Annotated in this window: 13 protein-coding genes; 6 read left to right on the plus strand and 7 right to left on the minus strand. The window is 38.0% G+C overall.

What is annotated here, in order from left to right; all coding sequences use genetic code 11:
* Positions 1 to 6: 6 nt before the first annotated feature.
* Genes EPJ89_RS01440 through sufC form a run of 3 tightly spaced genes read right to left on the minus strand, consistent with a single transcriptional unit; the run spans position 7 to position 2,815 of the window.
* The gene (locus tag EPJ89_RS01440; RefSeq protein ID WP_161636658.1) at positions 7 to 1,218 is read right to left on the minus strand and encodes an aminotransferase class V-fold PLP-dependent enzyme; all 1,212 of its coding nucleotides are present in this window, start codon (positions 1,216 to 1,218) and stop codon (positions 7 to 9) included.
* A complete protein-coding gene (locus EPJ89_RS01445) occupies positions 1,206 to 2,000 on the minus strand; it encodes a SufB/SufD family protein (protein ID WP_161636659.1) in 795 nt (264 codons plus the stop codon). The genes EPJ89_RS01440 and EPJ89_RS01445 overlap by 13 nt, the downstream gene beginning before the upstream one ends.
* Positions 2,000 to 2,815, minus strand: a complete 816-nt coding sequence (gene sufC / locus EPJ89_RS01450) for a Fe-S cluster assembly ATPase SufC (RefSeq protein ID WP_200548834.1) — start codon at positions 2,813 to 2,815, stop codon at positions 2,000 to 2,002. The genes EPJ89_RS01445 and sufC overlap by 1 nt, the downstream gene beginning before the upstream one ends.
* A 151-nt stretch (positions 2,816 to 2,966) precedes the next feature.
* Here sufC and EPJ89_RS01455 point away from each other — a divergent pair, with 151 nt between their 5' ends.
* The 4 genes from EPJ89_RS01455 (at position 2,967) to EPJ89_RS01470 (ending at position 6,520) form a co-directional block, all read left to right on the plus strand.
* Complete coding sequence (locus EPJ89_RS01455; protein WP_125164726.1) at positions 2,967 to 3,935, plus strand: peptidylprolyl isomerase; 969 nt, start codon at positions 2,967 to 2,969, stop codon at positions 3,933 to 3,935.
* Complete coding sequence (locus EPJ89_RS01460; protein WP_161636661.1) at positions 3,935 to 4,810, plus strand: foldase protein PrsA; 876 nt, start codon at positions 3,935 to 3,937, stop codon at positions 4,808 to 4,810. The genes EPJ89_RS01455 and EPJ89_RS01460 overlap by 1 nt, the downstream gene beginning before the upstream one ends.
* 43 nt (positions 4,811 to 4,853) lie before the next feature.
* Positions 4,854 to 5,258, plus strand: a complete 405-nt coding sequence (locus tag EPJ89_RS01465) for an HIT family protein (protein WP_161636662.1) — start codon at positions 4,854 to 4,856, stop codon at positions 5,256 to 5,258.
* Positions 5,259 to 5,470: 212 nt separating this feature from the next.
* Entirely contained in the window at positions 5,471 to 6,520 is a 1,050-nt protein-coding gene (locus EPJ89_RS01470; protein ID WP_161636663.1) for an LLM class flavin-dependent oxidoreductase, read from the plus strand.
* 46 nt (positions 6,521 to 6,566) lie between these two features.
* On the opposite strand, the gene pnp is transcribed toward EPJ89_RS01470, so the two are convergent.
* The 4 genes from pnp to EPJ89_RS01490 all read right to left on the minus strand — a co-directional run bounded on the left by pnp (position 6,567) and on the right by EPJ89_RS01490 (position 9,860).
* A complete protein-coding gene (gene pnp / locus EPJ89_RS01475; RefSeq protein WP_200542694.1) occupies positions 6,567 to 8,705 on the minus strand; it encodes a polyribonucleotide nucleotidyltransferase in 2,139 nt (712 codons plus the stop codon).
* 92 nt (positions 8,706 to 8,797) lie between these two features.
* Positions 8,798 to 9,064 (minus strand): 30S ribosomal protein S15, encoded by a 267-nt coding sequence (rpsO, locus tag EPJ89_RS01480; protein WP_003773100.1) that lies wholly within the window; start codon positions 9,062 to 9,064, stop codon positions 8,798 to 8,800.
* Positions 9,065 to 9,330: 266 nt separating this feature from the next.
* Complete coding sequence (locus EPJ89_RS01485; RefSeq protein WP_161636665.1) at positions 9,331 to 9,663, minus strand: hypothetical protein; 333 nt, start codon at positions 9,661 to 9,663, stop codon at positions 9,331 to 9,333.
* Between the two features lie 47 nt (positions 9,664 to 9,710).
* Complete coding sequence (locus EPJ89_RS01490; RefSeq protein WP_161636666.1) at positions 9,711 to 9,860, minus strand: hypothetical protein; 150 nt, start codon at positions 9,858 to 9,860, stop codon at positions 9,711 to 9,713.
* 71 nt (positions 9,861 to 9,931) lie between these two features.
* On the opposite strand from EPJ89_RS01490, the gene EPJ89_RS01495 reads away from it, so the two are divergent.
* Together EPJ89_RS01495 and EPJ89_RS01500 are read left to right on the plus strand one after the other, a co-directional pair.
* A complete protein-coding gene (locus EPJ89_RS01495) occupies positions 9,932 to 10,786 on the plus strand; it encodes an NAD(P)-dependent oxidoreductase (protein WP_161636667.1) in 855 nt (284 codons plus the stop codon).
* Positions 10,783 to 11,076, plus strand: a complete 294-nt coding sequence (locus EPJ89_RS01500; protein WP_161636668.1) for a hypothetical protein — start codon at positions 10,783 to 10,785, stop codon at positions 11,074 to 11,076. The genes EPJ89_RS01495 and EPJ89_RS01500 overlap by 4 nt, the downstream gene beginning before the upstream one ends.
* Positions 11,077 to 11,114 lie beyond the last annotated feature (38 nt).

Consider the following 11,114-nt stretch of genomic DNA (forward strand, 5'->3'; position numbering starts at 1 on the left):
CCAAATCTATAGATAGAGGTCGATACATTTTTCCAACGTAATCGTCTCTAACGCTTTTATCAATTTCGTAACATCCGCATCATTATTATAAAAATAGAATGAAATACGAACACTTTTTTCCATATTTAATGCCCCATTAATAAGTTTTGCACAATGCTCACCCGATCGAACGCTAATACCCTCACGATTGAGATATGCTGCAACATCCTGAGCAAAAATTCCCTTCACACTAAATGTAATAAGCCCCATATCCGCATGTTGATTATAAACCGTTATATGATCCATCGCATTCAATGCATCCAATGCACGTTGATGAAGTGGCAAGATAATTGCGTGAATGCGCTTCATACCAAATTGAGTTAAATAATCAAGTGCTGCGCCAAAACCAAGCACGCCCTCAATATTCGGTGTACCTGCTTCAAATTTCGCAGGTCCAGATTTTAATTCCACGATGCCACAGGCATCAAAACGAATATTACTGCCGCCTCCATGGGAGATGGGATACATTTTCGTTTGTATTTCGGGTTTGACATAAAGAACCCCTACACCTGTAGGCCCCAGCATTTTATGCGCAGAAAACGCCATAAAATCAACATCTAAGTCTTTGACATCAATTGGCATATGTCCGATTGATTGAGCTGCATCAAGACAAAATAACGCGCCATGGTCATGTGCATACTTTGCGAATGATTTAATATCATTAACATATCCCAAAACATTGGATACATGAGCCATCGATACCAGTTTTACCTTATCGTGAAATGCACTCGAAAGCATTTCAAGTGTAATATGACCCGCATCATCCAGGGGAACAAATTCAACTTTAAAACCAATTTCTTCCGCCATTGCATACCAAGGAAGAATATTGGATGCGTGTTCTGCTTGATTTAACAGCACCACGTCATCTTTTTTGAGATAATATTTAGCATACCCACTTGCAACAAGGTTTAAAGATTCACTCGCTCCCGAAGTAAAAATAATAGACTCCGGTGTTGTTTGAATAAAATCCGCCGTTTTCTTTCGAACGGCTTCATATAAATCACTGGTTTCAAGGGATGTATCATAATCTCCGCGATGAATATTGGAACTTAGACGTTCATAATAATCAACAACAGCATCAATAACACATTGAGGTTTTAAAGCTGTAGCGGCATTATCAAGATAACTAACATCTGGATGGTGCTTAAAAAAAGGAAAATCTTTTTTTATTGAATCCATTGTGTATTCACCTTCTCTGTAATTTCTTCTTTTAATTGTGTTTGAATCGTTTCATCATCAATTGCATCTACAATTGGCATGAGATAACCCATTATAATAAGACGCAAGGCATCCTCACGTGTTAAACCACGGGATTGAAGATAGTAGATGTGCTCTTCATTCGGTTGGCCCACAGAAGCCGCATGTGATGCTGCTACATCATTTTCATCGATAAGAAGCATCGGATACACTACACCATGAACATCTTCTCCTAAATTCATAATGCGACTCATTTGATGGGTTTCAGATCCTGAATTTCCTTTAGCAATACTTCCTATTACTTCTAGATTTAGACTTCCTTTATTAAGGACAATCGCATTACACTCAACCATTGCATAACTTTTACGGGCTTGATGATCTGCCTTTACCGTCCATTTTAGTTTATTAAAAGCAATCACTGCGCCTTTAAATTCACAATGACTTCCCAAACCAAGGTACTCAATATGGGTATATTTTTGATGGTTTCCTTGACTCATCTCACCATAGTTTGCGATTAAGTGCGCGTGTTCATACAACTTAATGTGCTCATTCACTTCCAAAGCTTCATCACTTTGATTGATCCACAAATATTTAAAATTCGCCTGTTCTGATACATGAAGTGTTAGATCAAGAGACCCTTGACCTTTCGCAATAATATAGAGGGTACCCGTTGCACGTTTAGGAATCGTAATGGATACTTTTTCTTCACCTTGAATATCAAGTACGATTGAATTCATCGGTTCCGTCAAGCTAAATTCCGTCATTATTTATCACCCATTGCTTCACGCACCGCACATGTTCCAAGGACACTTGGACGTTTTGTCGCTTTCTCTTTTTCAAGCGTTCCTTCAATCCAATCGTAACCTTCGCGATCAATTTTACTTACAAGTGTTTCATCCGAACTTAATACAATACGACCATCAATCATGATGTGTGTATGAGTTGGTTGAATAAGCTCAAAGAACCGTTCATAATGACTTACAATAATTAATCCCATTTTTTGTTTATCTTGTTCCTCTTTTAATACCTTAGCAACCAGTGCGAGTGCATCAATATCAAGTCCCGAATCAATTTCATCCAACATCGCAAACCGTGGTTCTAACATAATCATCTGCAAGATTTCATTTCGCTTTTTCTCACCACCACTAAATCCTTCATTTAGGAAGCGATGTGCAAGATCTTCTTTCATTTTAAGACGTTCAATGCTGCCTTCCATGGACTTCACAAATTCAAATAAACCGATTGGTGTTTCACGACGCGCATTTAAAGCGGACTTTAAAAAATCAGAATTTGTTACTCCAGAGACTTCTTGTGGATATTGCATTCCTAAAAACAATCCGAGTTTACTGCGCTCATCCACTTCAAGTTCAAGAACATTGATATCATCTACATAAACAGATCCTTCCGTAATCTCGTAACGCGGATGACCCATTATAGCAGAAAGAAGTGTTGATTTCCCATTCCCATTGGGACCCATGATTGCATGGATTTCATTCTCATTAATCACAAGATTGACACCCTTGAGTATTTCTTTTCCTTCAATTGCTACATGTAAATTTTCAATTCTTAATTGTGCCATATTATCACTTTCCTCTACTTATATCTTAATTCTTATATTATAGCACAAGATTAATCCGAATAAGGCGACCATCGCTCACGAAACGTATTCGTAACGTGTTGCATTGACCCCTCAAATAACCTATAATTAATGAGACAAAAGGAGGATTGTAATGATTGACAATTTAAAAAAATATTGGTTTGTCGTCGTTATAGGTTTGGTACTGATTGTCGGTATCGGGTATTTTACTAAGGAACAGATGAACGCTGTTTTGAGCGGTAAAAAAGTAGACGGTAAAGATGTAATATATGAGGTTGCTGGGAGTGATTATACTGCAGATGCATATTATAATGAACTCTTAGAATCGAAAGGAACCGCAGAGATTTATAAATTATTCGAACGCGCTGTTCTTGATTCAATGGAAACAACTGAAGATATCGTTAAGAAATCTAAAGAAGAAGCTGAAACAGTTAAAACTAATGTTTCTGCACAAAATGGTGCAGCAGGGTTAGAACAATTGGATAAAGCCCTTGTTTCATTAGGTTATAAAGGTGTTGATGAAATGAACAAGTTTTATGAAAACTCAAATAAACTTGATGTTATTTTAGGTGATTACCTTGAAGCAAATTACGATCAATATGTGAAAGCATTTATCGAAGAAAATCAACCTCGTGTTGTAAGTCACATCCTTGTCAAGATGGACGATTCAAAAAATCCTACTGCTGAAGAAACAGCAAAAATGGAGAAAATTGATGCAGCTTTAAAAGAGGGTAAATCTTTTAGTGATGTTGCTATGGAATTTTCCGATGATGGAACAGCCCAAAATGGCGGTTTACTCGGATATATGGATAAAACATCAAGTTTAGTTCCTGAATTTATTGAAGGAGCTACAAGTATCAAGAAGGGTGAAACAACTGGGTGGGTTACTTCACAATACGGTCGTCATCGCATTACAGTTCAACAAGACTCTTTCGAAGAAATCAAATACGATAAAGATTTCTTAAAAGCAATATCAACAAATAATCCTAAAATCCAATATCAAGCAATCTGGGAAAAAGCAGAAGGCTTAGATATTAAGTTTGCGGATGATTCTGTCAAAGCAGATTTAATGGCATTTATGGGTCTAGGAGGTAATCAATAATGAAAAAACTTCTAGTTTCACTCCTCGCACTGCTGATGCTTGCGGGATGCAGTGATGCACGTGCAATGATTTCCACAGATGAAGAGATATTCTCTGTCGGAAGTGAAAAAATCACATCAAAACGTCTTTTTGATGTTATGAAACTCAGTGATGGTGGAATGACTGTTGTTAAGTCGGCACAAAATAAAATTACTGAAAATGTTGCGGATGCAGATGTAAAAGCAGAAGCAGATAAACGTCTTGAAGAGATCAAAGAAGTTTTTGGTGATCAACTTGAAGAACGTTTAAAACAAAGCGGTTATGAAAGTGTTGATGCTTTCATGGCACAAACTGTTTATCCTGAGCTTAAAATGACACATCTTCTTAAAGAAAAAATGGTTGCAGATTTTGAAGCATTAACGACAGAAAACGCACCCCGCAAAGCGCGCATTCTTCAATTAGAGAATCAAGAAAAAGCGGACGAAGCTCTTGAGAAAATTAAGGGCGGAGAAAACTTCGATGATGTCGCAAAAGATTACAAAGTTACGGGTTCTTCATATGATGGAAGTGCTAAAGTACACCTCTTGAAATCAGTGCAATATCCTCAAGAAGTTGCGGACGCACTTAAAAATGCAACTGAGCCTACATTATCTGGTGTTCTCAGTGATTCAAGTGATGACAGTAAATATATTGTTCAAATCATTGAAATCGATGCCAATCGATATCAAGATGAAACCATTGAAGCATTTGTAGGATCCAAAGATATCGTTAATCAATATCTTGCGCAACTCTTTGTGGATAATGGATTTAAAATCTATGACAAAGATGTTTATGATGCGGTAGCTGAAAAGTTCCCACAATACTTAAACATTCAAAAAGACAAAGACGCTAAATAAGCGTCTTTTCTTTATGCTATAATAGCACTAGAGGAGGTCTACTATGACACTTTTTGAAAAAATTATTAACCGAGAAATCCCCGCAAAAATAATATGGGAGGACGATGATGTCATCGCATTTCTAGACATATCACAGGCGACTAAAGGCCATACCTTAGTTGTACCAAAGGTTGCGACAGAATCTGTACTCACCGCGACACCAGAGGTCGTCTCAAAGGTTAATTGCACGGCACAAATGCTTGCGTTAAACCTTATGAAAACCTTTGGCGCATCCGGTGTTAATATTTTGACGAACGCCAATGAAGTAAGTGGACAAACCGTCCCTCATTACCATGTTCATGTTATTCCACGCTATGACGTAGAGGAATTAAAATTTGTACCTGTACCCAATCATCATGACCTTGATGAAGTTTTCAAAATCTATCAAGATTACCAAAATAGTCAATAGAAACATAAAAGTATTGAGTTGTACATTCAATACTTTTTTTTATATCTTGGCACCGCAGGCATCGTCATTGAAAAAAATAATTTACTTATTATATAATCAAATTAGATCATACATATTCATGATTCGTATTGAATTCGCATAGATTCTCTATGTCGCTGAACTTCTTGATTTATTCAAAGAAGTATATCCTTATTTAGAAAAGGAGTAACTACATGAAAATAGAATTAGGTATCAGTACTTTTGGAGAAACAACACCCCTCGAACATACGGGCGTTGCCCCTGCTCACGATGAACGCATCCGTCAGCTTGTTAAGGAAATTGAATTAGCCGACCGTGTCGGACTCGATATTTATGGCATTGGCGAACATCATCGCTCTGATTTCGCAGTTTCAGCCCCTGAGATTGTTCTGGCTGCAGGAGCCGTCAATACGAATCACATTCGTTTAAGTTCAGCCGTTACCGTCCTCTCTTCAATTGATCCTGTACGTGCGTATCAACAGTACGCAACCATCGATGCGCTATCTAACGGACGTGCCGAGATGATGGTAGGACGAGGTTCATTTACAGAATCATTCCCACTGTTTGGCTATGATTTAAAGAACTATGAGGCCCTCTTTACTGAAAAATTGCAGATGCTTCGTACCATCGTCGAAAACGAAACCGTTACCTGGGAAGGTCACCATACCCAATCCCTTGATCATACAGGTATTTACCCCCGTTCTGTCCAAAAAAACCTTCCTATTTGGGTCGCAACAGGGGGAAATGTAGAGTCAACTGTGAATATAGCGCGACAAGGCTTACCCATCACCTACGCGATAATCGGTGGAAACCCTTTACGCTTTAAATCACTGATCGAAGCTTACCACGCAATTGGGAAACAAATGGGATACCCGAAAGACCAGCTTCAAGTTGCAGCACATTCTTGGGGATTTATAGCGGATACATCGGAAGAAGCAAAAGATAACTATTTCTACCCCACGAAATTATTGATTGAAGCAATTGCGAAAGATCGCTCGAATTGGGTTCAAACCTATCGTCGTGAAGATTTTGACGTTGCGACAGGACCGGGTGGTGCGATGTTTGTAGGAAGTCCGGAAGACGTAACACCCAAACTCATCAAGATGATTGAAGACCTTGGACTCAATCGATTCATGCTCCATCTCCCTATTGGGTCAATGGAACATGAAGATGTTCTGCATGCTATTGAATTGTTTGGAACACGTGTCGCCCCTGCTGTACGCGATTATTTTAAAGATAAATAACAATAAAAAAAACATCAACGATTTCGGTTGATGTTTTTTTCGCCTATTATTCCGCAGGCTTAACGTCTTCTTTTTTGACTTCCGGTTTTGGTAATAATGCTTTACGGGATACGTTTACACGGCCCTTTTCATCAATTTCCATAACCTTAACTTTAACGATATCCCCTAATTTAACGATATCTTCTGGTTTTTCAACACGACTATGATCCATTTTTGAAACGTGTAAGAGTGCATCCGTTCCCGGGAATAGATTTACAAATGCTCCAAATTTTTCAATACGCACAACCTTAGCATCATAGATTTCTCCAACTTCTGCTACACGTACGATATTTTCAATCATCGCTTTTGCTTTGTCAATTGAAGCTTGATCTGTATGGTAAATCACAACACGACCATCATCTTCAATATCAATTTTAACATCATTACATTCTTCAATGATTTGATTAATGATTTTACCACCTGCTCCAATAACATCACGAATTTTATCCGGTTTAATGTTCATTTGAGCAATTTTAGGTGCATATTCACCCACAAAGGTACGAGGTTCTGAAATCACGTCATCCATTGCAGCCATCATTTCTGCACGACCTTTTTTCGCTTGAGCTAATGCTTCACGAAGAATATCTTCTGATAAACCTTTAATTTTGATATCCATTTGAAGTGCTGTAATCCCTTGTTTTGTTCCAGCAACTTTAAAGTCCATATCTCCAAAGTGATCTTCCATTCCTTGAATATCTGTTAGGATGGTGTAATCTTCACCATATTGAACAAGACCCATCGCAATTCCACTCACTGCCGCTTTAACAGGAACACCTGCTGCCATCAACGCTAATGAACCCGCACAGATACTTGCTTGAGAAGAAGAACCGTTTGACTCAAGAACTTCCGCTACTAAACGAATTGTATATGGGAATTCCTCTTCAGAAGGAATAACATAGGATAGAGCACGCTCACCTAAAGCACCATGGCCAATTTCACGACGCCCTGGCGCACCCATACGGCCTGTTTCACCAACACTGTAAGGAGGGAAATTATAGTGATGTAAGAATCGTTTAGAATCCACATCCGATAAGTCATCAATTATTTGAGTATCTGCCATTGCACCTAGGGTACAAACAGAGAGTACTTGAGTTTCACCTCGTGTAAAGAGTCCACTACCGTGAACACGACTTAATAAATCAATTTGAACATTTAATGGACGTACTTCATCAACACCACGGCCATCAGGACGAATTTTTTCAATCGAAATAAGGCGACGAACTTCATCCGCAACCATTCCGTGCGTAACTTCTTTAACGTATTTTACCGTTTTATTTTTTTCAGATTCCGTCTCATAAGATTTCGCTTCAAAATGTAAAACCGCTTTTTCTTCAAGTTCATCAATCGTTCCATAACGTTTTAATTTTTCATGAATCGCAACGGCTGCACGTAAATCTTTACCTACAAGCGCTTCAACCTCATCAACAATTTCTGTTGGAACTTCATAGAGTGTAACTTCCATCTTTTCTTTCGCAACTTCTTGTGCGATTTCAATTTGGAAAGCACAAAGACGTTTGATCCATTCATGACCAAATAACATCGCTTCAAGCATTAGTTCTTCAGAAACTTCCTCAGCGCCAGCTTCAACCATATTGATTGCATCTTTTGTACCCGCAACAATCAAATGCATTTTTGATTTTGCTTGCTCTTCAAGGGTTGGATTTATAACAAACGTTTCGTCAATATAACCAACAGTAACCCCTGCAATCGGTCCTTCAAAAGGAATATCCGAAACCATCAAGGATAAAGATGCCCCAAACATTGCTGCCATATCAGGTGCACTGTCTTGATCAACAGATAAAACTGTATTAACAACTTGTACTTCATTACGGAACCCTTCCGCAAACAATGGACGAATTGTACGATCAATTAAACGTGATGTTAGTGTTGCATGTTCACTTGGACGTCCTTCACGACGTAAAAACCCACCTGGAATCTTCCCAACTGAATATAATTTTTCTTCATATGTAACTGTAAGTGGGAAGAAATCGATGTCTTTCGCTTTCTTGCTTGCAGTTGCAGCGGATAATACTGCAGTATCTTCATAACGCACTAAAACAGACCCACCAGCCTGTTTTGCTAATTCTCCCGTTTCAACTTTTAGACTTTTTCCACAAAAATCTAGTTCAAATACTCTCTTGTTCATAGATTCACCTCAATATCTTATTCAATTTTAACACATTCTATACGTATTTGATATAACAAAAAAGGAGCAACTGCTCCTTTTCATGTTTTTTATTATTTTCTTAATCCTAGGCTTGTGATTAATTCACGGTAACGGTTAATGTCTTCGTTACGTAGGTAAGTTAATAAATTACGACGACGTCCAACTTTTTTTAGAAGTCCACGGTTTGAGTGGAAATCTTTTTTATGTTCTTTCATATGTTCTGTAAGCAAGTTAATTTCTGCTGTAAGAACAGCTACTTGAACTTCTGCTGAACCTGTATCGCCTTCATGACGTGCATATTGAGTCATGATTGCTTGTTTTTCTGATTTTGATAACATGTATGTATCCTCCTATTTTTCAGACCTTCATCACCGAGAGTATCGTCGAGGAAACGGATATCCCAGTCATAAAGCCTACAAATAATAACATACCCATGCTTAATAGGCAAGTGAATTTCTTTATGATCCCGTGAAATTAAAGGGAAAGCGAACTTTAGAATTCACCTCTCAAACAGCCTCGATTGAATTCATCTTGATTTTATTGTATCTACAACATCCTTGTTTTCAACTGTTGAAGCGAGAGGACTTAAACTGGTTTGAGGGCACTATAGAAATTGAATCGTAAAGACTATAAATTCATCTGTATTTTTATCGTTTGTGATTTGAGCATAAAGATCACTTAATGTCACAGTGTTGGTGTAAATTGAAGAAGAAGCATACGCCAGTAGATATGTTTCACCAAATTCAACGGTTTCAAGACCGTCAGTGAATTGAAACGAATGCTCTGGCAAAACCATCTCAATCTGTTTTTCAACGGATACAAGCTGTTTATTTGCCATCTCAAACGATAAAACCATCGTATTCTTCAATAACTCAAACTGAATCGTTTTAAGTCGTATTTCATCTTCATTTTCAACCTGTAGATGGTTTTGATTCATCAAAACTTTGTTTTCGATAACTCTACCGTTTCGAATCAAAACACAATTCAAATGAAAGTTTGCGTCTCAAGTCGTTTTGAAAGCGAAAAGGTGTTCGGTTTTGTAATCAGAAGATCTGTTCCAGGAATCATAACCTGAATCATAATCCCTAAAGCAACCACAGCCACAAGACCTAAAAACATTGTTTTATATTTCATAATTGCCCCTTTTTAAATTATTATAGCACAGTCATGGTATAATTGATTTTACTTAAGGAGGGTATATTTATATGAAAAAAGTTGCATGGATTGGTACAGGTGTTATGGGGAAACCCATGGCGTTACATTTAGCACAAGCAGGTTATGCTGTCTCAGCATATAATCGCACATTCTCAAAAGCAAAAGCAATGGAACCATCAGCCACGGCATGTCAAACCATTGAAGCAGTCGTACAAGATGCGGATGTTGTCTTTGCGATTGTAGGGTATCCAAATGATGTAAAGGATGTTTTCGAAGAGGTCATGAAGCATGCGAAACCAGGTTGTCTTTTGGTAGATATGACAACATCTTCTCCATCACTTGCGAAATCCTTGGCGGATGATGCAGAAAAACATGGATATAGAATGCTTGATGCCCCTGTGACCGGTGGAGACTTAGGCGCAATCAATGCGACCCTCTCAATTATGGTGGGCGGCGATCACGCCGATTTTGAGTCCGTACTGCCTCTTTTGAAGGTTATGGGTAAAACAATTAATTATATGGGTACGCATGGTAATGGACAACATGCTAAATTAGCGAATCAAACAGCCATTGCTGGAGCCCTAGCAGGCACTGCCGAAGCGTTGCATTATGCACACCATCATCAAATCGATATGACAACCATGCTTAATGTCATTACGGGTGGTTCAGCAGCTTCATGGCAAGCTGCAAATAACGGTCCAAAAATGATATCAAAGGATTTTGAACCTGGATTTTACCTTAAACACTTCCTCAAGGACTTAAAGTTAGTGATGGATGAAAAAGATGATTTGTATCTTCCTATTGTAGAAAGTGTATGTAAAATCTACCAAACACTTAGCGAACATGGATATGATGAAATGGGAACACAAGCCATTATCGATTACTATATAAATCAATTATCATGAAATCACGCATAAACCGAGATTTACTCATACCGCTAATCGCCTCTGTTTTATCATTGGTTGCATTTATTTATATCTATCTAAAGCAAACACAGTTTGGTCCATTCAATCTAAGCTTGCTGATAATTCTTCTCGTTTGCGCTTTAAATGCATTATTGTTTGGTATCTATAAGCACTTTTCAAAACGTGTTGATACACTTGAGTTGAAATTTCTAACTGTTATTTGGATTGGACTCAGTCTCTGTCTTGTACTGATTTCAGTTGCTACTGTATTGATCTTAGTTTCATTATAGAAAAAACCTGTATGATTCCATCAATTTGGAACCATACA

Origin of the sequence: Erysipelothrix sp. strain 2 (EsS2-6-Brazil), assembly GCF_016617625.1 — a bacterium.
Classification (GTDB): domain Bacteria; phylum Bacillota_I; class Bacilli_A; order Erysipelotrichales; family Erysipelotrichaceae; genus Erysipelothrix; species Erysipelothrix piscisicarius.